We start from the raw sequence: 24,116 nt of genomic DNA, 5'->3' as shown, positions 1-24,116 counted from the left end.
CAGCTGGTTATTGTTTGTGAACCAGGTTCAATTGCAGGCCAGGCTACTGGAGGTCAAGCCGTTAAGGCATACACCGGCGGGCTTGCCGGCACTGGATCTTGTGCTTCAGCATCAATCGGAAATCATTGAAGCTTCACATCCACGCATGATTGAGTTGATCATTCATGCAAGAGTGCTCGGAGAAACCGCTATGGTGATGTCGGGTCTTGCATTGGGAAGTGAAGTGCGTGTCAAGGGCTTTTTGGCTCAGGCGCGTAAAAATTCCGGACGTGTCATTCTGCATATCCAGAGCGTCCAGTTTCCATCAAATGCTGTTGCAATGGTTCACCCTACTGTCTGAAATACTTAAGTTCAGGGCATAAAGCTCTTTTATGAATTCGAGGCCCAGGCCTCACACACGAATAAAGGCACAAATCATGGCTTTCATGAAAAAAGGCAAGGACAAACGCAGCAAATTCACGCAGCAAAATCCATTGTTCAAACGTCGTAAATTCTGCCGCTTTACAGCAGCAGGTGTTGAAGAAGTCGATTACAAAGATGTCGATACATTGCGCGACTTCATTACAGAAACTGGCAAAATCATTCCTGCCCGTTTAACAGGTACAAAAGCAAACTACCAGCGCCAGCTTGATACAGCTATCAAGCGTGCCCGTTTCCTGGCTTTGCTTCCATACACTGACAACCACAAATAATTAAGGATTATTAATCATGCAAGTTATTTTGCTAGAAAAAATCGGCAATTTGGGTAACCTGGGTGAGGTTGTTCGTGTTCGTGACGGTTACGCACGCAATTTCCTGATCCCTCAGAAAAAAGCCCGCCGCGCGACAGAAGCCGCATTGAAAGAGTTCGAGGCACGTCGTGCAGAACTGGAAAAAGCACAGGCTGAAAAACTGGCAGCTGCACAAGCTGTTTGTGAAAAACTGAACGGTTTTGTCCTGACCATCAACCAGAAAGCCGGTGTGGACGGTCGTCTGTTCGGTTCTGTTACCAACATGGATATTGCTGCCGCCCTGGTTGCTGCCGGTTTTGAGTCTGTTGAGAAACAACAGGTTCGTTTGCTGGATGGTGCCCTGAAAGCTGTTGGAGAGTATCCTGTTCAGGTTCACCTGCATGCAGACGTTAATGCTGAAATCACCGTTGCAGTTCAAGGTGATATGGCTTAACAGACAGCTTTTTAAAACTGTCAAGCTTGTAAAAGCCGGCAATAGCCGGCTTTTTTACGTATATACTTGGAGGTTGCATCGGATAATATTATCCTTGTATTTATTATCCTTGTATTTTGCATCTTCTTTCTTTACGCGCAAGCTTTGCGCGCATCGTTCAACACGTCCCATATTGTAAACAGCATGAATGTAGTCGACCCTCAAATTGAATCACTTCGCCTGCCTCCTCATTCCATAGAGGCCGAGCAGTCGGTGCTGGGTGGTTTGTTATTGGATAACTCGGCACTTGAGTATATTTCGGATATTCTGAGTGAAGATGATTTTTATCGTCATGATCATCGTGTCATTTGGCGTCATGTCTGTAAAATCATAAACCTGGACAGGCCGGCAGACGTCGTCACTATTTACGAATCCCTGGAAACCGAAGGCAAGGCAGAGGAAATAGGTGGTCTGGCTTATCTGAATGCCCTGGCCCAGAATACGCCTTCGGCTGCCAATATTCGGCGTTATGCGGAAATTGTCCGCGAACGGGCCATGTTGCGAAAACTGGTTAGTATTGCCGATGAAATTGCCTCCGAGGCCCTGAACCCCAAAGGCAAGGAAGCGCGTCAGTTACTGGATGAGGCAGAGGCCCGGATTTTCAAGATCGCTCAAGAGGGTACCCGCAGCGAGAATGATTTCCATGAAATGAGCAAGTTGCTGATTGATGTGGTGGATCGGATCGATGAACTGGCACATCGAGACAATGTTTCGGATGTGACGGGTGTACCGACCGGATTTGTGGATCTTGATCGGAAAACCTCTGGCATGCACCCCGGCGATCTCATTATTGTTGCGGGCCGTCCATCCATGGGTAAAACCTCGTTTTCCATGAATATTGGTGAGCACGTGGCTATTGACCAGGGCTTGCCGGTGGCGGTTTTTTCCATGGAAATGGGCGCGGTTCAGCTGGCGGCCCGTATGCTGGGCTCGGTGGGGCGTCTTGATCAGCAACGTATGCGTACCGGGCGCCTGCTGGACGATGACTGGCCAAAAATCACCCATGCCATGCAGTTGATGCAAAATGCGCAGATTTTCATCGATGAAACGCCAGGCTTGAACCCCATTGATCTTCGTGCCCGTGCCCGACGGCTTACCCGTAAATGCGGCCAACTGGGCGTAATTATTATCGACTACCTGCAGTTGATGTCAGGCAGCGGCAGTGGTGGCAAGAACGAAAACAGGACAGCTGAAATTTCTGAAATCAGTCGCTCTTTGAAGGGGCTGGCACGTGAGCTGAACTGTCCGGTGATTGCGTTGTCCCAGCTTAACCGCAGTCTTGAACAGCGAACTAATAAACGACCCATCATGAGTGACCTGCGTGAATCAGGAGCGATTGAGCAGGATGCCGATTTAATTCTGTTTATCTATCGTGATGAGGTTTATCACCCGGAAACCCCGGATAAGGGGACGGCCGAGATCATTATTGGCAAGCAGCGGAATGGACCTATCGGTACCGTGAAAATGACCTTTGCCGGTGAAAGCACCAAGTTTCTTAATTATATGGGTTCCGGTGACAGCTTTATTGCGGATTAAGCCTGCCTGAAATATGGGTGGCAGCAGAATTGGGTACCCATAATAAAACCTGCGAACGAAAGATCGCAGGTTTTATTTTTATACCACAATAATAATTCAGGGGTGCAATTATTTCCTATAGTGCATCGCTGGCGTAGTCGGCCAGGCGTGAGCGCTCACCTTTTTGCAGGGTGACATGCCCTGAATGGGACCATCCTTTAAAGCGGTCCACCACATAGGTCAGTCCTGAACTGCCTTCGGTTAAATAAGGGGTGTCAATTTGGGCGATATTACCCAGGCACACAATCTTGGTGCCAGGACCTGCCCGCGTAATGAGGGTTTTCATTTGTTTGGGTGTCAGGTTCTGGGCCTCATCAATAATGAGAAATTTATTCAGGAAAGTGCGTCCACGCATGAAGTTAAGCGATTTGACCTTGATATGCGATTTGATGAATTCTTTGCTGGCGCTGCGATCCCAGTCACCGGCTTCTGTGTGAATGCCGGAATTCAGGAATTCCAGGTTGTCTTCAAGGGCGCCCATCCAGGGTTGCATTTTTTCTTCTTCAGTTCCGGGCAAAAAGCCAATGTCTTCACCCACGGGAACAGTGACCCTGGTCATGATGATTTCGCTATAACGTTTTGTTTCAAGTACCTGTGTAAGCCCTGATGCCAATGCAAGAAGTGTTTTTCCTGTGCCTGCCTGGCCCAGAAGAGAAACAAAATCACAGTCGGGATTCATGAGCAGATTGAGGGCAAAGTTCTGTTCACGATTGCGTGCCGTGACTCCCCAGACATTATTCTTTTTATGCGTGTAGTCGCGCAAAGTGGCTAACACAGCGGTTTTACCGCTCACTTCCTTGACTTGTGCATATAAAGGGGTGTCGCCTTCAAGATATACAAATTCATTGATAATGAATTCGGGGCACAGCGGCCCTTTGATCTTGTAGTAGGTGGTGCCTCCTTGCATCCAGGATTCCACATCTTTACCATGCCGAGACCAGAAGTTGGCCGGCAATTGCATAATGCCATCGTACAGCAGGTCTGAGTCTTCAAGTGAGTGGTCGTTCAGGTAGTCCTCGGCTTCCATGCCAAGGGCGCGTGCCTTCAGACGCATGTTGATGTCTTTGGAGACCAGAATGACCTGTCGTTTGGGGTGTTGCTTTTGCAGGGTTTGCACGACACTCAGGATCATATTGTCAGCCTTGCCGGTGGGCAGGCTGATGCCCAGATCGCTTTCCATGTTTGAAGTCTGGAACAGCAGCAGGCCGGTTGCATCCTTATTGCCCAAGACATCCAGCCTCATGCCATGCAGGATATCGTCGGTTTCGGCCGCCAGGGCATCCAGGGAGCGGCTGACCTGCCGGGCATTACGGGCAACTTCAGTCATGCCTTTTTTATGATGATCCAGCTCTTCGAGGGTCATCATGGGCAGGAAAATATCGTGCTCCTGAAAACGGAACAGCGAAGAGGGGTCGTGTAACAATACATTGGTATCGAGTACAAACAGTTTTTTGGTTTCCGTAGTGGCGGTGTTTGTTGTTTTGCGGGTTGTTTTTTTTGTCGCCTGGTTTTTTGTTGCCGTGGTTTTGGTGGTGCCTGGCGCGGCTTGTTTGCTTTCCACGCTTTCGCTCACGCTCTTGGTTGCAGTTTTACCGGCGGCGGTTGTGGTGGCCGGGCGTGAGGTTTTTGCTGCTTGGGCAACATCAGCCACGACTTCGGTTGCCGCAGCCGTGGCCTTGGTGGCACTGGCTTTGGGGCGTGCACGGGCTGCCGTGGCGGTTGCCCTGGGTTTGGGTGTGGCGATGGTGTTAATATCAATCGTATCGGCAGGTTTCGTAGGCAACTTGGGTAGTGGCATTCGTTATACTCTTGTTCCGGGTTTGCCTGCATGCACAGGCATGCAGTAAATGGGTTGGCTTAGTGGGTGGCAATGTCCTTGACGGCTTCAAGTACCATGTCGGCATGGCCGGGTACTTTCAGGCCGCGCCACGCCTGCACCAGAATTCCCTGGCTGTTGATCAGGAAGGTGCTGCGTTCAATGCCCCTGACCTGTTTGCCATACATGTTCTTCAGTTTCATGACACCAAATTGCGTACATAATTGCTCTTCAGGATCGGCAATCAGGGGGAAGGGCAATTCATGTTTGTTACTGAAATTGGTGTGTGTTTTCAGGGAGTCGCGTGAAACACCAATAATTTCCGTATTCAACGCCTGGAACTGCTCATATCGGTCACGAAAGTCCTGGGCTTCAACGGTGCATCCGGGCGTGTTGTCTTTCGGGTAAAAATACAGGACGACATTTTTGCCCTTGAGTGCATTCAGGTCAATGGGCCCCAGATGGCTTTCCGCCTTGAATGCCGGTGCTTTTTCTCCCACAACGGGTAAATCACTCATTCAATTATTTCCTTTGTCTTCGTTCAACATTAGTGCGACGGCAACATTGCGTCCTTCTGACATTAACACATTATAGGTGCGTGCTGCAGCCTGTGAATCCATGCATTCAATGCCAATTCCGGCTTTTAATAAGGGAGCCAGTATTTGGGGTGAAATAAACACCTGTTTTGCACCGGTTCCAACAAGCAGGATATCAGGGGCATTATCATAAGAGGCAGGGGCGTTATCGTCCAGAAAATCCAGGGCACTGGCGTGTTTGGCAGTCACACCGGCAGCCAGTTCCAGCAACTCGGTCGTGATGTCCGAAACTTTTGTGACCGGCCAGGTGTTTATTGGACCCTCGGGTTTGAAACAGATGGCGTTTTCATAGCGGATATCGTTAACATCAATATGACTGTCACCATATCGCGTAACGGTATTCAAAGCAGAGCGTTCAACTTTCTGTAATTGCACTTTTTCTCCTTATGCGTACTAATCATATTCTATCTATATTTCATGTTTGTGATGGCTGGACGGACATCATGGCAATTGAATGCCTGTTATGTGATTATCGATCTATTCCTGCATTAAAATGGAAAAAAGATGTTTTTATACAAATTTTTACCTAACCGCCCAAAACTATTTGATCATGCAGTTCATATGCGCTAGATTAATAGGTTTTATTGCGTTTTATTTATTTTTGTTTAAAAAGGTGTTGGCCATGAGGCATTTTCCACGTATAGAGCGACTTCCTCCGTATGTTTTCAATATCACCGGAGAGCTTAAAATGGCGGCGCGCCGGCGTGGCGAAGATATTATCGATATGTCCATGGGTAACCCGGACGGCCCCACTCCCGAGCACATTGTCAAGAAAATGGTAGAGGCGGCCGAACGACCCAATACGCATGGTTATTCGGTTTCCAAGGGGATTCCGCGTTTGCGCAAGGCCATCACCGACTGGTATTTACATCGCTATCAAATTTCTTTTGATCCCGACAAGGAAGCGATTGTCACTATTGGTTCCAAAGAGGGTCTGGCACATTTAATGCTGGCGACTCTTGATCGTGGCGATACCGTTCTTGTGCCCAACCCCAGTTATCCCATTCATATTTATGGTGCGGTCATTGCGGGTGCCAATATCCGCTCCGTGCCCATGACACCCGGCACCGACTTCTTTGAGGAAATCGAAAAGGCGGTGCGTGAATCCATTCCCAAGCCCAAAATGATGATTCTGGGCTTTCCCAGCAACCCAACCGCACAATGCGTGGATTTGCCGTTTTTTGAGCGCGTGGTAAAGCTGGCCAAGGAGCATGACATTATTGTTGTGCACGACCTGGCTTATGCCGATATTACTTTCGATGGCTATGTGGCACCCTCCATTATGCAGGTGCCTGGTGCCAAAGACGTGGCAGTAGAGTTCTTTACCATGAGTAAAAGCTATAACATGGCCGGCTGGCGTATTGGATTCATGGTGGGTAATGAGGAAATTGTCAGTGCCCTGGCACGTATGAAAAGTTACCATGATTATGGTACTTTCACACCCATCCAGGTGGGTGCCATTGCCGCGCTTGAAGGTCCCCAGGACTGTGTCAAGGAAGTGGTTGCCCAGTATCAGAAGCGTCGTGATGTTTTATGCAAGGGCTTGCATGAGGCTGGCTGGATGGTTGAAGTTCCCAAGGCCTCCATGTATATATGGGCCGAGATCCCCGAGCCTTATAAGCACTTGGGTTCACTGGAATTCTCCAAAAAATTGCTGGCCGAGGCCAAAGTGGCGGTTTCTCCCGGTATCGGTTTTGGTGAGTATGGTGACAACTACGTCCGTTTTGCCCTGATCGAAAATGAGCAACGCACTCGCCAGGCTATACGCGGTATCAAGGACATGTTCAGGAAGGACGGGTATCTCAAATGAATTTAAAGCCAATTAAGGTAGGCCTGCTGGGCTTTGGTGTAGTGGGCGGTGGGACCTATTCAGTGTTAACCCGTAATGCTGAAGAAATTGCCCGTCGTGCCGGTCGCGATATTGAAGTCGTGCGTGTGGCTACCCGCACACCCTCCAAGGCAAAAGCCGTCTTTGGCGAAGCTTTGCCGGTTGATGATGATCTGATGGGGTTGGTTAGCGATCCCGAGATTGATATTGTGGTTGAGCTGATTGGTGGCGAAACCCTGGCACGTGAGCTGGTCATGCAGGCCATTGCCAATGGCAAGCACGTGGTAACAGCCAACAAGGCATTGCTGGCCATGCACGGCAATGAAATTTTTGCCGCAGCCAGCAAGAAGGGTGTCATGGTTGCCTTTGAAGCGGCCGTGGCCGGTGGGGTTCCCATCGTCAAGGCGATTCGTGAGGGCTTAACCGCCAACCGTATCCAGTGGGTGGCCGGTATTATCAATGGCACCACCAATTTCATTCTTAGTGAAATGCGCCAGCGTGGCTTGCCCTTTGAAACCGTCCTGTCCGAGGCGCAACGCCTGGGTTACGCCGAAGCCGATCCCACCTTCGATGTGGAAGGGATCGATGCCGCACATAAATTGACTTTGCTGGCCTCTTTGGCATTTGGTATCCGCATTCAATTTGACAAGGCCTACGTGGAAGGCATTACCGCACTGAAGCAGGAAGATATCAGCCATGCCGAGCGCCTGGGGTATCGCATCAAGCTGTTGGGCATTGCCAAGCGTCGTCCCAATGGCATCGAGCTGCGGGTGCATCCAACCCTGGTGCCTGCTACCAAACTGATTGCCAATGTGGAAGGCGCCATGAATGCGGTGCTGGTCAAGGGTGATGCCATTGGCGAAACCCTGTATTACGGTGCCGGTGCCGGTGCCGAGCCAACGGCATCTGCGGTTGTGGCGGATTTGGTTGATGTTACCCGCATGCATACCTCCGATCCTGAAAACCGGGTGCCGCATTTGGCTTTCCAGCCCAATGCATTGGCCGATTTTGATATTCTTCCCATTGCTGAAATCAGGACTTCTTATTATTTGCGGTTTACCGTTGAAGACCGTCCTGGCGTGCTGGCTGATCTGACTCGTATCCTGGCAGATAAATCCATCTCCATCAACTCCATGGTGCAGGAGCAAAAAGGAGAGGGCAGTGCGGCCATTATTATCCTTACGCATGAAGCGCGCGAGGGCAATGTGGTTGACGCCATTCGCATGATTGAAAACCTTGGCTTTGTCCATTCTTCTGTAACTCGTATCCGACTGGAAAATCTATCATGAGATATGTTTCTACCCGTGGTGGGATGGCAGCCCTTCCTTTTTCTGAAATCCTGCTAGAGGGTCTGGCCCGTGACGGTGGTCTGGCCATGCCAGAAAGTCTGCCTCAGGTAAGCCGTGAAACGCTTGCTTCCTGGCGACATCTTTCCTATGCAGACCTGGCCACCCAGGTGCTGAAACTGTTTATCACCGATATTCCTGAAGAGGACCTGTCCAGGCTGACTCACGCGGCCTATAACAGCCAGGTGTTTAGCAGTGAAGCTATTGTCCCGCTCAAGCCACTTGCCAATGGAATGACATTGATCGGTCTTTCTGAAGGCCCCACTTTGGCTTTCAAGGATATGGCCATGCAGTTTCTGGGTCAGGTGTTTGAATATGTGCTGGCGCGTAAAAACACCACCATCAATATTCTGGGTGCCACCTCTGGTGATACGGGCTCTGCGGCTGAATATGCTTTGCGCGGCAAAAAAGGGATCTCGGTTTTCATGTTGTCCCCCTATGGGCGGATGAGTGATTTTCAGCGTGCGCAGATGTATTCCCTGCAAGACGAAAATATCCATAATCTGTCCGTGCGTGGTGTTTTTGATGATTGCCAGGATATCGTCAAAGTGTTGGCCTCAGACCTTGAATTCAAGGAAAAGTATCATCTTGGTGCAGTAAACTCCATTAACTGGGCCCGTATTTCGGCACAGGTGGTTTATTATTTCTGGGCCTGGCTGCGTGCCACCAGCCAGGATGACCAACAGGTTTCCTTTGCGGTGCCTTCCGGTAATTTCGGTAATATCCTTTCGGGGCACATTGCCCGCAGTATGGGTTTGCCAGTACGTCGTCTGGTGCTGGCCACCAATGAAAACAATGTTCTCGAAGAATTTTTCCGAACCGGAGTGTACAAGCCCCGTACTGCCGAGCAAACCTTTGCCACTTCCAGCCCATCCATGGATATTTCCAAAGCCTCCAATTTCGAGCGTTTTGTTTATGATCTCGTCGGTCAGGATGCCAGCAAGGTCAAGGGCTTGTGGGAATCTCTCGAGCGTAACGGTTCATTTGACCTGAGCGATCTTAAACCCCTGTTTGAAGAAAAATTCGGCTTTGTGGGTGGTCAAAGTTCTCATGCAGATCGTCTGCAAACCATTAAAACGGTTTACGAGCAGGAAGGTGTGCTGATCGATCCGCATACGGCTGATGCCGTAAAAGTGGCCCGTCAGTACCAGGAAGAAGGTATTCCCATGTTGGTTCTTGAAACAGCCCTGCCGGCCAAGTTCAGTGAGACCATTCAGGAGGCGATTGGCCAGCCGGCACCGGTTCCCGAGCACCTGAAAGGATTGGCTGACTTGCCGCAGAAAGTCACTGTCATGGACTGTAATGTTGAACTGGTTCGTTCATATATTCAGGAACATGTACAGTTGTAAGTTATATTTCAGGGGCACTTCGGTGCCCTTGTTTATCTGTGCTCTCATTTCTGCATATCAGCAAGCTGTACCCTCATTAATATCGTTCATTCATCCTATCGCTATTAAGTCATGATCCTGTTTACTGCCGGTAATTTTTTTGCAGTGGCCACCGGTGCCGCCCTTGGTGCCGTGTTGCGCTGGTTGCTGGGGATAGCCCTTAATCAGGAGTCCTGGCCATGGGGAACCTTGTTGGCCAATTGTCTGGGTGGCTTGTTCATTGGTATGCTGATTGGTTTTTTTTCTTTCAACGAGCAGACCCCATTATGGGTAAGACTGTTTCTGGTGACCGGATTCCTGGGGGGATTAACCACTTTCTCCACCTTCTCGGCAGAAACCTTGCAGTTTTTACTTAAAGGACAATTGTTGTGGGCGGGTGCCTATATGGGTATCAGCCTGGGCAGCACTTTATTGTTGACGGCACTGGGGATGTGGCTGGTTCAGTTATTCAAATAAGTGTTTATTGTGTACTTCTATCACAAGAATAGCTTTTTTCTTATAAGGTATATATAATAGGTATCTTATAAAGTGATGATGACGTTAAACAGGGTCAATACATGAGTACACTTATTTCCATCTCTCCACCCGGCAAAACCAAAAAGCCCGAAACCCGGATGACGGCGTTCCTGTCGTTGGGGTTTCGGCCCTTATATATTGCCGGTGCAGCCTGGGCACTGATTTCTATTTTGCTGTGGATATATACCCCGCAATTTTTGCTGGGCACTTTAAATGGAATATGGTGGCATGCCCATGAAATGCTGTGGGCCTTTGTGGGTACCATCGCGGTTGCCTTTTTATTGACTGCCAGTGCAACCTGGACCGGCTCCAATCCGATAAAAGGCATGCCGCTGGCCATTCTTGCCCTTACCTGGCTCATTGCCCGTGTTGCTTTTATGATTCCGGGCGATAGCATGTTTTTCACCGGTATGCTATATGAGTTTTCTTTTTACCTGGTATCGGCCATTTGTCTGTTCAGGGTGATCCTGAAAGCCAAAAGCAAACGCAACTATGCCTTACCATGGGCTGTATTGGGTCTTGGCATAATGGATCTGATGTTTCTGCTTACCTATTATCAGGGCAAGTTGGATGTGCTGATGTCGTTTTTTGAAGTCGGCATTCTGTTTATGGTGCTGATTGCCCTGTTAATTGCCCGTCGTGTCGTGCCATTTTTTGCCACCCGTAAAATTCAGGGCTTGCAGATTCCCATGCATACCCGTTCCGGGCTGTACCAGTTAATTGCCTGTGGGATTGCGATTTTCTGTGGGCTTGTTGCCTTGCCCAAAGTAATGGCGTTGTTTATCGGCATTGCCGGTATCATTGCGATTGTCCAGGTTATCCAATGGAAGCCTTCCAAAGTCTTGGGTGAACCCCTGCTTTGGGTGTTGTATCTGGCTTATTTCTTCCTGGGTCTGGGTCTGGTAATGGGCGCCTTGTATTTTGCCGGTATCCGTCCTTCCATCATGGTCCGTCCTGCCGCGTATATTCACGTTATTGGTATGGGCGGGTTTTCTATCATGATTATTGGCATGCTAACCCGTACTGCGCTGGGACATACCGGACACCCGTTAAAGGCAAGCCGCTTAATGGTCAGCAGTTACGTGCTGGTGCTCGTGGCCACTATCAGCCGTTTGGCAGCCTTGTACCCGTCGGCTTATACCCAGTCTTTGCTGCATGTGGCAGGGCTTGCCTGGATACTGGCTTTTGGTTTCTATCTTTGGCAGTTTGTACCCATTCTGACGCGGCCCCGCGCAGACCAGGCTTTTGATAAAGGCGGCCTGATTAAACCCATGGAGAAAAAATGAGGCTGACGGTTAGAACAGACTATGCTTTCAGGATGCTTTTGTATTTGGCCATGCATTCGGACAGGCTTTGTACCATTAAGGAAATTGCCAAGGCCTATCATATTTCAGAACCTCACCTTATGAAAATCACGCACCAGCTTAGTCAGTTGGCATGGATTGAAACCATAAGAGGTAAAGGCGGAGGCATGAAGCTGGCCAAACAGCCGGAAGAAATTTGTTTGGCTGAAGTGATTAAAACGGTTGAGCCGGATTTTTATTTGGTGGAGTGTTTTGGCAGTGACAATACTTGCAATATTGGGGCCTATTGCGGTTTGACGGACGTGATGCAAGAAGCGCTGGATGCATTTATTGCCTGTTTTGCCAAATACACACTGGCTGATATTCTCAAATCCAGTGGGTCAGCCGTAGACGAGCCCCTGGAGAAAATTGTCAATTTCATGAAGTAAGGTGTTGTGCCAAAAGTCGGGCTGCAAGTTGTCCGCTTTTGACAGCACCTTCAAGCACCCCTGGAAAACCGGTGTCGGTCCAGTCGCCAGCCAGATATAAACCTGGCCAGGCAGTGGGGTTTGGCAGGCGCTGCAGGCCCGGCTCAGCGCTAAAGGTGGCCCTTTTTTCGGTAATGATGTCCCAGGCAGTAACGCCAGGCAAGGGCAGGTTTGCCGGGGCCTGTCTGGCAAGCTGTTCAATTGCCAGTCGGATAATTTCCGTTTTGTCCTTGTCCAGCCATTCACTGGCCTGGCTGATAACAATGGTAATTTCGGGTCGTGCACTTTTGCTTGTATCTTTCATGAAGCGTGAGCGCATGAATAGCCATTGTCCCGGGTCTTGTTGCGGATTGTCTGTTTTAAGCAGATAAAGTGGCAAGGGCAAGTCCCAGTTTTTTTCCAGCTCAAGGGTAATGGTCAGAATGGGATTGAAGCTGAACTGTTGCAGTGCTTTCATGAGCGCGGGCTGGTTTTCACTGCCGGGCAGGGAAGCCATGATTTTGGCACATTGTGTGGGAGGCGTGGCCAGAATCACCCCTTCGACATCCCATCCATCTATTTGGTAACCGGTAGACGTCATTTGTATGGATTGTATGCTTTTACCGTAAGCAATCGTAATCTCAGCGCTGAGCTTTTCTGCCCATAAGGCACTTAGATCCACCCTTGGTATCAGGAAGTCGGAGGCCTGTTTGCCGGCATCGGTACTGTGCTGCAAGACACGGGCAAACAGTTGCATGCTGGCTTTGTCAGTATGCGTGTTCAGCGTGGCAATGCAAAGCGGCTCCCAAAATGCCTGATAAAGAAAAGGCGTTTGTTTTTCCTGCCTTAGCCAGTTGCCAACGGTTTGTGCCTGGGGAACCTGCCATTTTTGCCTTTTTAGACTTATCAGTGCACGGATCAGCTTGCATTTATCCGTAAAGGGCAGGCCTCTGGCTCCTAGCAGGGCCAGCAGAAAATCCAGTGGTGCGGGTAAGGCTGACTTGAGGCAAAGTCTGAAATCCTGATTTAAAGTTGAAATATCAAGGGGCAGTCTCAGGAACTGTTCTTTTTCATCCAGGCCCAGTGCCTGCATCAGTGCCAGGGTTTCTGAATAAGCCCCAATTAGCAGATGCTGCCCGTTATCAATTGTTCTGCCCAGTTTACGGGAGTGTACTTTACGGGCACGTCCACCCAGGGTGTGCGATTGTTCGAAGACGTGGACCCTGATGTTGTGTTGCTGCAGGGTGTGCGCGGCAGCCAGGCCCGCCCAACCGGCACCGATAACGGCTACACTTTTTTGATTGGGGGTATCAAGGGGTGGCATTACGCATGTCACGGGTAAATATTTTGCCGCCATTGATCCAGATTTTCCAGGCAATGAAAAATTTCCGGATGGGTGTCAGGCTGATACGCTGGTCCAGAATGTTCCATTGCTCATGCTCGAGTTCTTTTAACAAGGCATGGTAAATGGCGGCCATCATAATACCTGGACGTTGAGCGCGGCGGTCTTCTTCCGGTAACAGGCTGAAGGCTTCTTTATAAAGCTGGCGGGCACGATTGGCTTCAAAGGCCATCAGTTTTTTGAAGTTGTCGTTGTAATTGCTGTTAAGAATGTCGGCGGCTTTGACGTTAAAAGCCTGCAAGTCTTCAATGGGCAGATAAATACGTCCACGACGGGCATCATCGCCGATATCACGGATAATATTGGTCATTTGCAAGGCCAGGCCCAATTTTTCCGCATATTGCAGGGTTTGGGGATTGTGAAAACCAAAAACCCGGGCCGATAACAGTCCTACGACACTGGCGGCGTGCCAGCAATATTTTTTCAGGCCTGCCCAGTCCAGATAGCGGCTTTGGTCAAGGTCCATTTCCATGCCATCAATAATGGCCAGAAAGTTTTCCTGTGGCAGCTTGAAAGGCTCGATATGAGGCGCCAGGGCTTTAGTCACGGGATGCTCGGGTTTTTGTTTATAAAGATTGGCAATCTCATTGCGCCACCAGCCCAGTTTGACCCGGGCCAATGAGGGATCTGAACACTCATCAACGATATCATCAACTTCCCGACAGAAGGCGTAGATGGCGGTTATGGCGCGTCTGGGTTCAGGTTGCAGATACAGGAAAGCGTAATAAAAACTGGATCCGCTTTTGTTGGTTTTATCCTGGCAGTATTCGTCTGGAGTCATGATGTTAAAAATGAGTTAAAGCACGCCATGAAATAATGGCCCAATCAGGTTTTTTCAATACGGGTCGCTGGTTGAAAACATCATAGTTGACGTTTTCGATTTTTTCCAGAATGCGCAATCCACCCTGAATAATCATGCGCATTTCCCAGGCCAGGCGTCCGCGCAGGTTTTTGACAAGTGGCGCACCGGCAAGCATCATTGTACGGGTAAATGCGATTTGTTCCCGCATTAATCCGATCCACTCAGGGGTTATCTTTTCAGATGCCTGGTTTTGTACAGTGATGTTGTGTTGATGCAGGCTGTCCTGGGGCAAATAAACCCGGTTTTTATTCAGGTCAATGGCAATATCCTGCCAGAAATTAACCAATTGCAGCGCCGTGCAGATTTGATTGGAAAAGACAATATTCTCTTCGCTGACTGCCTGGTAAATATGCAGCATTAACAGTCCTACGGGATTGGCAGAAAACCGGCAGTACTCAAGCAGCGCCTGCTGATTGGCAAATGGCATGAAACGGACATCCGATTCGAAGGCAGTGAGTAAATCCTGGAAGGCGGATATGGGCAAATGATATTGCCGGATAATGGTCGCGAGGGGAATAAACACCTGATTTAATTCGCTTGAACCAAAATCATCCGGGTTGCCAGATTGTTGTATTTTTCGTAACGCAGTCCTGTAGGCTTGAAGTTTTTCCAGTCGAGCGGCCGGATTCAAATCACCTTCATCGGCAATATCATCGGCACTGCGTGCAAACGCGTAAACCGCATGGATGGCGGGTCTTAATGCTGCCGGGATCAGGGCAGAGGCAACCGGAAAGTTTTCATAATGGTCAACAGACATTCAGGGACTCGTAAAATAATTGCATCGGGGTGATTATAAGTGGCAGGAGTGATTATAATTTGGGGCTGGGTGCTGTATTTTTAAACTGGAGTAATGCAAATGCCTCGTCCCATCCGTGCAACCATATCTTTGCCGGCACTTTCACATAATTTGCAGGTTGTTCGCAATCATCTGCAGGTGGCCCGCAAGGGCTGTCAGGAAACAACCGGAAAGTTGTTCGGGCCACCTTTCATTTGGGCGGTTATCAAGGCAAATGCATATGGGCACGGGCTTGAAAATGGCATTAAGGGGTTCGGACTGGCTGATGGCCTGGCGATGATTGACTTGAATGATGCCGTTCGTTGCCGCGAACAGGGTTGGTACAAAAAAATATTAATGCTTGAAGGTTTTTTTGAACAGGCGGATTTGCCGTATTTGCAGGAAAACCATATCACGACCAGTATTCATCATATTGCGCAAATTAAAATGCTGGAGAAAATGCCGGCAGGCAAGCCTATTGATGTTTTCCTCAAACTTAATACGGGCATGAACCGTTTGGGATTCCGTCCCGCTGATTGTGCCGCCCGCTTTCAGGATTTACTGGCTTTGCAAAAGCAGGGCAGGGTCGGCAAGATTGGTTTTATGTCGCATTTTGCAAGTGCCGATGGCCAGCCAGGAGCCACCGATGAACCTGCCCGACTTATGAAGCAGGCCATTGATGGCTTGCCCGGGGCGCTTAGCATGTGCAATTCTGCTGCTACGTTGCGCTATCCGTCTCTTGCTCTCAATGAGAGGGAAAACTGGGTCAGGCCGGGTATTTGCCTTTATGGCGCATCTCCTTTTGATACGCCCACAGAAACCGCGACGGCATTCGGCTTGCGTCCGGCCATGTCCTTAAAGGCAAAACTGCTTTCAGTGCAGCACCTGGAAAAGGGTGAGTCAGTCGGGTATGGCGCCACATTTACAACCACCCAAAATACCCGTGTGGGTGTGGTAGCCTGTGGCTATGCCGATGGCTATCCACGGCATGCTCCAACGGGTACACCGGTAATGGTCAATGGGGTGCGTACAAGAATTATCGGCCGTGTCTCCATGGACATGCTGACGGTAGACCTTGATCCTGTTCCCGGTGCACGGGAAGGCGATTGGGTCAATTTATGGGGGCAAGATGGCCCGCACATTGATGAAGTGGCCAGTCATGCGGGCACTATTTCCTATGAGCTCATGTGTGCGCTGGCAAAACGAGTGCCTGTTGAACTGGAAGAATAGAATGCGTCCGAATCTAGTAAAATAGACCGGAATGTGAATATAAGGAAAACCGGATGAAGAACAAATGTGTCCTGGTAACTGGGGCAACCAAAGGTATTGGCTGGGCAATTTCAAGACGCCTGAGTGATGCGGGAGCCCATGTCATTGGTCTGGCCCGCCATGTGGATGAAATCGATTTTCCGGGTTTTTTGTATCAATGTGACTTGAGTGATGCCGGCCAGACCGAAGACGTCTTGCGCATGATCCGTGAAAAATATCCTGTTGATGCCATTGTCAATAATGTGGGTGTTGTTCGGCCTGAAGCGATGGGAGAGATTTCATTGGCTTCGTTTTACCAGGTTTATGATCTTAATGTTCGTTCGGCGGTTCAGGTGGTGCAGGCTTTTTCTGATGTCATGAAACAACGTCAGGAAGGACGGATTATCAATATTGCCAGTATTGCCAGTCAAGGTTCTGCGGGTAAAACCAGTTATTCCGCGGCCAAATCGGCCCTGGTGGGCTGTACCAAAACATGGGCCCTGGAATTGGCCGATTATGGCATTACGGTCAATGCCATTTCACCTGGTCCGGTAGAAACGCAGCTGTTGCGTGAAAGTTACCCGGTAGGTAGTGAAAAAGAAAAAAAATTGCTGGCAGAAATTCCGCTTAAACGTTTGGCACGCCCCGAGGAAATTGCCGCAGCGGTGCAGTTTCTGTTGTCTCCTGATGCCGCCTTTATTACCGGTCAGGTATTGCAAATTGATGGGGGAAAAAGCCTGTAACGTTAAAACCTGGCCGTTGCCAGGGCTTATCTGTTTCAAACAGGCGGTAATGTAAATCATAAAAGGAAAAGGCCAAATTCATGGCAAAAGCAAAAACAGTGTATGTCTGCCAGGAATGCGGTGGCATCAGCAGTAAATGGCAGGGCAAGTGTACGCACTGTGGTGCCTGGAATACCTTGCAGGAAACTATTGAGCAGCCTGTATCTGCGGCGGTCGCCAACCGGTTTTCCCATCTGGCTTCATCTGCGCCGGTGCGGATGCTGTCTGACATCGAAGTACGGGAAACACCCCGGCAGCCCACAGGGCTGGCAGAGTTTGACCGGGTGTTGGGTGGCGGGCTGGTGCCGGGCTCGGTGGTTCTGATTGGCGGAGATCCCGGAATCGGCAAATCCACGCTCTTGTTGCAGGCACTGGCCATGCTGTCCCGGGCTGTTTCAGTGTTGTACGTAACCGGTGAAGAGTCCGCGGAACAGGTGGCGTTAAGGGCGCAACGGCTGGATCTTGATGCCAGCAATGTCAAGTTGCTGGCTGAAATCCAGCTGGAAACCATTCAGCGGGCCCTGCAGGAAGAAAAGCCCCAGGTGGCCGTGATTGACTCCATTCAAACCCTGTTTTCAGGGGCCTTGAGTGCTGCGCCCGGTTCAGTATCGCAGGTACGTGAATGTGCCGCACAGCTTACCCGTCTGGCCAAGCAAACCGGCGTGTCCATTATCATGATCGGGCACGTCACCAAGGATGGTACGCTGGCAGGCCCCCGGGTACTGGAACACATTGTTGATACGGTTTTGTATTTTGAGGGTGAACACCATTCTTCCTATCGGCTGATTCGGGCTTTCAAGAACCGGTTTGGAGCCGTCAATGAATTGGGCGTATTCGCCATGACCGATAAAGGGCTCAAAGGTGTCAATAATCCTTCGGCACTGTTCCTTTCCCAGCATGCTTCCAATGTGCCTGGCACGTGTGTGATGGCCACGCAAGAGGGAAGCCGTCCCTTGCTGGTGGAAATACAGGCGCTGGTGGATACCGCCCATGTACCCAATCCACGTCGTTTGTCGCTGGGGCTTGATGGCGGCAGACTGGCCATGTTATTGGCGGTGCTTAACCGGCATGCCCAGGTGGCCACGTTTGACCAGGACGTTTTTGTCAATGCGGTGGGCGGGGTAAGGATTACCGAAACGGCCTCTGATCTGGCCGTGTTGCTGGCGATTATTTCCTCACTAAGAAACAAGCCTTTGCCACAAGGCTTGCTGGTTTTTGGTGAGGTGGGCTTGGCTGGTGAGATTCGTCCCGCCACCCGTGGGCAGGAACGTCTCAGGGAAGCCGCCAAACTGGGCTTCAGTATTGCGCTAATACCCAAACATAATGCACCCAGGCAGGCAATTGAGGGGCTGGAAATCTGGCCGGTTTCCCGTCTTGATGAAGTGTTGCAGTTTATAAAATAAAACCGGAAAAAGGAGTCACGGGTGGATTGGTTGGCGAGTATTCCCTTGTATTTGCTGTTGGGGGCCAGCATTGGTTTTGTGGGGGCCATGGTGGGCATCGGGGGAGGGTTGATCGCCATTCCCATGCTGGTGCTTCTGTTTGATATGCCCCAGCAACTGGCCCAGGGAACAGCGCTGGTCATGATTGTCAGCAATGTGCTGCTATCGATCAGAAGTTATCATCAAAGCAACAGAATCGATTTCAAAAGCGTGAGTATTGCCGTGGTGGTGAATATGATCGCGACCAATCTGGCGGCCATCCTGGCCCAGGATATTGATCCCGTTCTGTTGAGTCGTTTGTTTGCCATTTTTCTTGCCCTGATTGCGTTGCTGTACGTGTGGCAGACTCTGCCGGGGAAAAGCAAAAAGCATTCAACCCATCAGGCAGGGGCTGCCACCAAACTGAAGCTTTCCACTTCTGTCTGGCTGGGGCTGGGTTCGGGCCTGATTGGTGGTATTTTTGGGGTGGGGGGTTCTTTGATTATCGTACCGGTCATGACCATGTATTATGGTTTCAGGCAAACAGCGGCACAGGGCATGGCCTTGGCCATGATTGTGCCGGGCAGTTGTGTGGCGTTGGGCACCTATGCCTGGGGGGGCAATACCGACTGGGTCATAGGGTCAAGTATGGCGATCGGTGGCATGTTCGTGGTGAAATATGGGGTAAAGCTGGCGTACCGCCTGCCTGAAGTGCACCTGAAAAGAATTTTCTCTCTGGTACTCTTTTTAACCGTGGCATTGTTGATGACAAAATAAACGATTGGGAAAATTGGCAATGAAAAGAATGTTAAACGGGCGACTTGCCTGGGTGTCCTTCAAGCGTGACTGGAAATCCGGCGAGCTCAAGCTTTTGTTTCTTGCACTGATTATTGCCATTGTTGCCGTCAGTAGCGTGGGTTTCCTGTCTGACAGGGTGTCACGGGCCCTGGAACGGGACACAGGACAAATGCTGGCCGCAGACCTGTTGCTGGAATCTGATGAGCCGGTTCAGCAAGACTTGCTTGAGCGCGCCCGGAAAGATGGCTTGTCAGTGGCACAAACCTGGCAATTTCCTTCTATGGTGAGCGCTGCTGATCAAACCCGGCTGGCTTCTGTCAAGGCCGTGAGCGACGCCTATCCTTTGCGGGGAACCCTGAAACTGAAGGTGGGACACGAATCGTCCATTGAAAGCGTGCGCCAGGCGCCTGAACCCGGAACCGTTTGGGCTGATGCGCAATTATTGCTGCAGCTTGACGTATTGCCCGGACAGACGGTGCAACTGGGCAATAAAACGTTCAGGGTTGAGAAAATCATCGAGAGTGAGCCCGATAAGGGCTTGCAGTTTGTAAACATTGCCCCAAGGCTTATGTTGAATGCCGACGACCTGGCGGCAACCGGTCTGATTGCACCGGGCAGCCGGATCAAATATGCATTGCTGGTGGCGGGTGATGGCAATGTCGTGGCCAATTATCGTCAATGGCTGGAAACGGTGATTGCCAAGGGGCAGCAAATACGAGGTACCGAATCCGTACGACCCGAGGTGCGACAGTCCCTGGACAGGGCCCAGCAGTTTTTTGCTCTGGTGGCCCTGTTAACGGTCTTGATTGCCTGCGTGGCCATTGCCCTGGGGTCGCGCCGCTTTACCCGGCGACACCAGGATGGGGTGGCTGTCATGAGGACCATTGGCGCCACAGGTCGCCAGGTAAGGCAAATTCTGCTGCTGGAGTTTTTGCTGGTGGCCGTGTTTGCCGCCCTGGCAGGCAGTGCTCTGGGGTATTTGTTTCATTACTTCCTGCTTTACTTTCTGATGCCTCTGTTGCAAACCGAGTTGCCAGCAGCCACTTTGTTGCCGGCTTTCCAGGCGGCCATTGTGGGGGTTGCCCTGCTCATTGGTTTTTCTGTGCCACCGTTATTGCAGCTAAGCAGGGTGCCTCCGCTTAAAGTGCTTCGTCAGGATTTGCAATTGTTGTCAGCGGGTAAAACAGGTGCTTACCTGTTGGGCGGTGTGGTGTTTCTGGCCCTGCTTTGGTGGTTTGCCAAAAGTTTTGTGCTGGCTCTGATCGTCGGGGTCGGTTTCTTGCTGGCTTTGGGGGCTTTTGGCCTGTTTTCCTGGGGGCTGGTTTTGCTGGTGGGGGCGCTGCGCAAGCGCCTGATGCACAAACCGGTCTTGCGTTTTGCGCTGGCCGGTATGGTAAGCCGCAAACAAATGACGATTGTGCAGATATGTTCGCTGGCGCTGGGGCTGATGATTATTCTTTTGCTTGGCCTGATCCGGACTGATTTGCTTGATGGCTGGCGTAACACCTTGCCCGATAACGCACCCAACCGTTTTTTGATTAACATTCAGGAAGACCAGCGCCAGCCGGTGCAGGCGTTTTTTGAAAGCAGGGGGTTGGCCAAGCCATCGCTGGAGCCCATGGTACGAGGACGCCTGGTGCAAATCAACGGCCAGGAAATCTCACCGGCTGATTACACCGAAGAAAGAGCCCGTCGGTTGGTGCAGCGCGAATTCAACCTGTCTTACCTTGACGGGCTGCCACAAAGCAATACCATCACCCAGGGAAAGTGGCTGAATCAGGCAATGCCTGAAGTATCGTTTGAGCAGGAACTGGCTGACACCCTGGGGCTTAAATTAAATGACCGCCTGGCCTTTGATGTGGCCGGGCAATTGGTGGAAGCCAAAATCACCAGCCTCAGAACGGTCAAATGGGATTCAATGCAGGTTAATTTCTTTGCGATTCTGTCCGCCTCATTGCTTGAGGGCAAGCCCGCCACCTGGATTACCTCCTTTTATTTGCCTGAAGACTTGCCGCTGTTTACACAGGAACTGGTGAGCCAGTTTCCCAACATTACGGTGTTTGATGTTTCCGGTATATTGACTCAACTTGAATCGGTGCTTTCACAGGTAAGCCTGGCCGTACAATTATTGTTCATCTTCACTTTTCTGGCAGGCGTGGTCGTGTTGATTGCCGCTTTTTTATCGACTTACGATGAGCGCATTTATGAAGCAGCGGTATTGCGTTCGCTGGGGGCGACATCGGGACAGCTGGATCAGGCACAGCGTCTCGAATTGTTGATTATTGGTTTGTTTGCCGGCTTGTTGGCAGCTACGGCCGCTGTTTTGATTGCCGGCCTGCTGGCCTACTACGTTTTTGACTTTACCATCAGTCTGAATTACTGGCCATGGCTGGTTGGTGTGCTGGTTGGGGTTGCTGCTTCATCATTAGGGGGTAAAATGGCCTTGAAGGGTGTTAAAACAACGCCTCCTTTGCAGGTTTTACGGAGTATGGATTAAATGATACGTGTGCAACCCATGGTTGAGCCACTGGATCGTACGGTTAGTTTTTATGATCAGATTGGCGGTGAGCAAGGTCTTAAAGAGTTGGTTGAGCGGTTTTATGACTTGATGGACCTTGAACCCGATTTCAAGGAACTGCGGCAAACGCATGGTGAGTCTCTGGATAATGCCCGGGAAAAGCTGTTTTTGTTCCTGAGCGGTTATCTGGGCGGGCCCGACCGTTATATTTCACAATTTGGGCATCCACGTCTTAAAGCCCGGCATATGCCTTTTTCCATCGGTTCGGTTGAACGTGACCAGTGGGTGATTTGTATGGGCAGGGCAATGATGGACCAAAACATTCCGGAACCCATCATGGATCGCATGTTGCAGTCTTTTTATGGTGTGGCAGACTGGATGAGAAACCGGGATGACTGAAACGTCAGGGCAAGCGGTCCGGGTTAACGTTGGCAAAAGCGGGATGCTTTATGATGCCGCATTTGCCATTGAACCCGACATGCGTGTGTTTGACCCCGGTTTTTATGCGGACCGTGCCCGGCCGGTCAGTGCAGGGGGACGCAATGCGGCCTGGTTTGTGCATGACCGCTGGGGAAACGGGGTGTTGCGCAAGTATCGGCGCGGTGGGCTGGTGGCTCGTCTGAACAAGTCGCATTATGTCTGGAGCGGGGCGGAAAATACCCGTTCATTTGCCGAGTTCAGGCTTTTGCAATTCATGCATGCCCGGGGTTTGCCGGTGCCCAGGGTGGTTGCTGCCGGCTATACCCGTTTTTGTTGTTTTTACCAGGCTGCATTAATTACTGAAACGTTGCCCGATACCCGGCCCCTGGCCAGTGTCTTGAAAGATATGCCGGCAAGTGCTGATTTTAGTGAACTGGCCAGAGCCTGTGCGGACAGTATTTATCTTATGCATCAGGCCAACGTGTGGCATGCCGATCTCAATGCGTTCAATATTTTGGTGGATGGTAATAACAAAGCATGGTTAATTGATTTTGACAAGGGACGGCAGCTTGTCATGACCGCTTCATTATGTGACGATAACCTGAATCGTCTGAAACGTTCCCTTGAAAAAGTGTTGCGGCAGCCAGGTTTGGTATTTTGGGAACACTTGCGCCGGTTTTACATAAAAAACCAATAAAAAAAATCATTTTCTTTTTAAATGATTTATGATTCTCTTTTTTTTTACACTGTTTAGGAGTCGAGTACGATATGAAAATGCAATTCGTTCGTAAATTGGCCGTTGCTGCATTGACTGTTTCTGTTTCAGGTGTTGCCCTGGCAGAAGAGGAAAAAGTGCTGAACGTTTACAACTGGGCCGAGTACACGGCTCCTGACACGATTCCGGGTTTTGAAAAACAAACGGGTATCAAGGTACGTTACGATACTTATGATACCAATGATATTTTGCAGGCAAAACTGTTAACCGGCAATTCGGGCTACGACGTGGTCGTGCCCTCAACCCACTATGCGGCACGGCAAATTGAAGGTGGTCTGTTCCAGAAACTGGATAAGTCCAAAATCCCCAATCTGAAAAACCTTGATCCGGCCATTATGGATCTGGTCGCCCAGGTTGATCCGGGCAATGAATATCTGGTGCCCTGGGGTTACGGTACCAATGGCCTGGGTTACAACGTGACCAAGGCCAAGGAAATTCTGGGTGAGGATGCCGATCTGGCCAATTGGGATAACCTGTTCAAGCCCGAGATTGCACAAAAGTTCCAGTCTTGCGGTATTTCCATGCTCGATGAAGCGGCCCAGGTATTTCCTGCCGTGTTGCATTACATGGGTAAAGACCCCAACAGCAGCAAGCCCGAAGATTACCGTGAGGCGCTTGAGGTCCTGAAAAAAATCCGTCCTTATATCCGTCAGTTCAGCTCGTCCGGGTTTATCGATGAACTGGCTTCCGGTGATCTGTGCATGGTGTATGGTTTTTCAGGTGACGTCATGATTGCGGCCAGTCGTGCCAAAGAGGCGGGTAAATCATTCAATATTGATTATTTCATCCCACAGGGCGGGGCACCGGCATGGTTTGACACCATGGCCATTCCCAAAGATGCACCACATCCTGAAAATGCCATGGAATTCATTAATTACATTGAAACGCCCGAGGTGCATGCAGCCATTACCAATGTCATGTTTTATCCCAATGCCAATAAAGAGGCCCGGAATTTCGTGAATCCGGATATTGCTTCCAATCCCATGATTTATCCTGAGGAAGAAGTGGCTAAAACTCTTTTTGTCATCAAGGCCCAACCCATGAATATCGCCCGTTTGCAAACGCGCTTGTGGGCTGAGCTTAAATCAGGTAAATAA

Annotated in this window: 24 protein-coding genes; 18 read left to right on the top strand and 6 right to left on the bottom strand. The window is 50.2% G+C overall.

The window, feature by feature from the left end:
• The first annotated feature begins 16 nt into the window (after nt 1-16).
• The 4 genes from priB to HCX92_RS11170 all read left to right on the top strand — a co-directional run bounded on the left by priB (nt 17) and on the right by HCX92_RS11170 (nt 2,739).
• A complete protein-coding gene (gene priB, locus HCX92_RS11185; RefSeq protein WP_169295055.1) occupies nt 17-340 on the top strand; it encodes a primosomal replication protein N in 324 nt (107 codons plus the stop codon).
• Nucleotides 341-416: 76 nt separating this feature from the next.
• Nucleotides 417-692, top strand: coding sequence for a 30S ribosomal protein S18 (gene rpsR, locus HCX92_RS11180; protein WP_169295054.1), 276 nt, complete (start codon nt 417-419; stop codon nt 690-692).
• Between the two features lie 16 nt (nt 693-708).
• Entirely contained in the window at nt 709-1,164 is a 456-nt protein-coding gene (gene rplI, locus HCX92_RS11175; protein WP_169295053.1) for a 50S ribosomal protein L9, read from the top strand.
• 183 nt (nt 1,165-1,347) lie between these two features.
• Nucleotides 1,348-2,739, top strand: coding sequence for a replicative DNA helicase (locus tag HCX92_RS11170; RefSeq protein ID WP_169295052.1), 1,392 nt, complete (start codon nt 1,348-1,350; stop codon nt 2,737-2,739).
• Nucleotides 2,740-2,854: 115 nt separating this feature from the next.
• Here HCX92_RS11170 and HCX92_RS11165 read toward each other — a convergent pair whose 3' ends face one another.
• From HCX92_RS11165 to HCX92_RS11155, 3 genes are read right to left on the bottom strand one after another with little or no spacing between them, the layout of a single operon-like run.
• On the bottom strand, nt 2,855-4,576 hold the full coding sequence (locus HCX92_RS11165; protein WP_169295051.1) for a PhoH family protein: 1,722 nt from the start codon (nt 4,574-4,576) through the stop codon (nt 2,855-2,857).
• A gap of 59 nt (nt 4,577-4,635) precedes the next feature.
• A complete protein-coding gene (locus HCX92_RS11160) occupies nt 4,636-5,112 on the bottom strand; it encodes a peroxiredoxin (RefSeq protein WP_169295050.1) in 477 nt (158 codons plus the stop codon).
• A complete protein-coding gene (locus HCX92_RS11155) occupies nt 5,113-5,565 on the bottom strand; it encodes an Mth938-like domain-containing protein (RefSeq protein WP_169295049.1) in 453 nt (150 codons plus the stop codon).
• A 247-nt stretch (nt 5,566-5,812) separates the two neighbouring features.
• Here HCX92_RS11155 and alaC point away from each other — a divergent pair, with 247 nt between their 5' ends.
• The 6 genes from alaC (at nt 5,813) to HCX92_RS11125 (ending at nt 12,000) form a co-directional block, all read left to right on the top strand.
• Nucleotides 5,813-7,000, top strand: a complete 1,188-nt coding sequence (alaC, locus tag HCX92_RS11150) for an alanine transaminase (protein ID WP_169295048.1) — start codon at nt 5,813-5,815, stop codon at nt 6,998-7,000.
• Nucleotides 6,997-8,307 carry a homoserine dehydrogenase gene (locus HCX92_RS11145; RefSeq protein ID WP_169295047.1) on the top strand — a complete coding sequence of 437 codons (1,311 nt, stop codon included), beginning with the start codon at nt 6,997-6,999 and terminating at the stop codon, nt 8,305-8,307. The genes alaC and HCX92_RS11145 overlap by 4 nt, the downstream gene beginning before the upstream one ends.
• Complete coding sequence (thrC, locus tag HCX92_RS11140; RefSeq protein WP_169295046.1) at nt 8,304-9,713, top strand: threonine synthase; 1,410 nt, start codon at nt 8,304-8,306, stop codon at nt 9,711-9,713. Before HCX92_RS11145 ends, thrC begins: the two co-directional genes overlap by 4 nt.
• 111 nt (nt 9,714-9,824) lie before the next feature.
• The gene (crcB, locus tag HCX92_RS11135) at nt 9,825-10,208 is read left to right on the top strand and encodes a fluoride efflux transporter CrcB (RefSeq protein WP_169295045.1); all 384 of its coding nucleotides are present in this window, start codon (nt 9,825-9,827) and stop codon (nt 10,206-10,208) included.
• Between the two features lie 101 nt (nt 10,209-10,309).
• Complete coding sequence (locus tag HCX92_RS11130) at nt 10,310-11,554, top strand: NnrS family protein (protein ID WP_169295044.1); 1,245 nt, start codon at nt 10,310-10,312, stop codon at nt 11,552-11,554.
• Nucleotides 11,551-12,000, top strand: a complete 450-nt coding sequence (locus HCX92_RS11125) for an Rrf2 family transcriptional regulator (RefSeq protein WP_169295043.1) — start codon at nt 11,551-11,553, stop codon at nt 11,998-12,000. The genes HCX92_RS11130 and HCX92_RS11125 overlap by 4 nt, the downstream gene beginning before the upstream one ends.
• Here HCX92_RS11125 and hpnE read toward each other — a convergent pair.
• Genes hpnE through hpnC form a run of 3 tightly spaced genes read right to left on the bottom strand, consistent with a single transcriptional unit; the run spans nt 11,990 to nt 15,039 of the window.
• Nucleotides 11,990-13,342, bottom strand: coding sequence for a hydroxysqualene dehydroxylase HpnE (gene hpnE, locus HCX92_RS11120; protein ID WP_169295042.1), 1,353 nt, complete (start codon nt 13,340-13,342; stop codon nt 11,990-11,992). The genes HCX92_RS11125 and hpnE overlap by 11 nt on opposite strands.
• The gene (hpnD, locus tag HCX92_RS11115; protein WP_169295041.1) at nt 13,329-14,201 is read right to left on the bottom strand and encodes a presqualene diphosphate synthase HpnD; all 873 of its coding nucleotides are present in this window, start codon (nt 14,199-14,201) and stop codon (nt 13,329-13,331) included. The genes hpnE and hpnD overlap by 14 nt, the downstream gene beginning before the upstream one ends.
• Before the next feature lie 4 nt (nt 14,202-14,205).
• Nucleotides 14,206-15,039 (bottom strand): squalene synthase HpnC, encoded by an 834-nt coding sequence (gene hpnC, locus HCX92_RS11110; RefSeq protein WP_169295040.1) that lies wholly within the window; start codon nt 15,037-15,039, stop codon nt 14,206-14,208.
• A 99-nt stretch (nt 15,040-15,138) separates the two neighbouring features.
• On the opposite strand from hpnC, the gene alr reads away from it, so the two are divergent.
• The 8 genes from alr (at nt 15,139) to HCX92_RS11070 (ending at nt 24,116) form a co-directional block, all read left to right on the top strand.
• Nucleotides 15,139-16,287: an alanine racemase gene (gene alr / locus HCX92_RS11105; protein WP_169295039.1), complete on the top strand. Its 1,149-nt coding sequence runs from the start codon at nt 15,139-15,141 to the stop codon at nt 16,285-16,287.
• Nucleotides 16,288-16,340: 53 nt separating this feature from the next.
• Complete coding sequence (locus tag HCX92_RS11100; protein WP_169295038.1) at nt 16,341-17,048, top strand: SDR family oxidoreductase; 708 nt, start codon at nt 16,341-16,343, stop codon at nt 17,046-17,048.
• Nucleotides 17,049-17,128: 80 nt separating this feature from the next.
• Nucleotides 17,129-18,490: a DNA repair protein RadA gene (gene radA / locus HCX92_RS11095; RefSeq protein WP_169295037.1), complete on the top strand. Its 1,362-nt coding sequence runs from the start codon at nt 17,129-17,131 to the stop codon at nt 18,488-18,490.
• A 21-nt stretch (nt 18,491-18,511) separates the two neighbouring features.
• Entirely contained in the window at nt 18,512-19,285 is a 774-nt protein-coding gene (locus tag HCX92_RS11090; protein ID WP_169295036.1) for a sulfite exporter TauE/SafE family protein, read from the top strand.
• Between the two features lie 19 nt (nt 19,286-19,304).
• Nucleotides 19,305-21,803: an ABC transporter permease gene (locus tag HCX92_RS11085; RefSeq protein WP_246587357.1), complete on the top strand. Its 2,499-nt coding sequence runs from the start codon at nt 19,305-19,307 to the stop codon at nt 21,801-21,803.
• Nucleotides 21,804-22,223 carry a group II truncated hemoglobin gene (locus tag HCX92_RS11080; protein WP_169295035.1) on the top strand — a complete coding sequence of 140 codons (420 nt, stop codon included), beginning with the start codon at nt 21,804-21,806 and terminating at the stop codon, nt 22,221-22,223.
• Nucleotides 22,216-22,941, top strand: coding sequence for a 3-deoxy-D-manno-octulosonic acid kinase (locus tag HCX92_RS11075; protein ID WP_169295034.1), 726 nt, complete (start codon nt 22,216-22,218; stop codon nt 22,939-22,941). Before HCX92_RS11080 ends, HCX92_RS11075 begins: the two co-directional genes overlap by 8 nt.
• A 71-nt stretch (nt 22,942-23,012) precedes the next feature.
• Nucleotides 23,013-24,116 (top strand): polyamine ABC transporter substrate-binding protein, encoded by a 1,104-nt coding sequence (locus HCX92_RS11070; RefSeq protein ID WP_169295033.1) that lies wholly within the window; start codon nt 23,013-23,015, stop codon nt 24,114-24,116.

The sequence above is a fragment of the Advenella sp. EE-W14 genome, assembly GCF_012923605.1.
Lineage (GTDB): Bacteria > Pseudomonadota > Gammaproteobacteria > Burkholderiales > Burkholderiaceae_B > Advenella > Advenella alkanexedens.
Note: the sequence above shows the minus strand (reverse complement) of the source record. Positions and strands in the feature narration are given on the sequence as shown.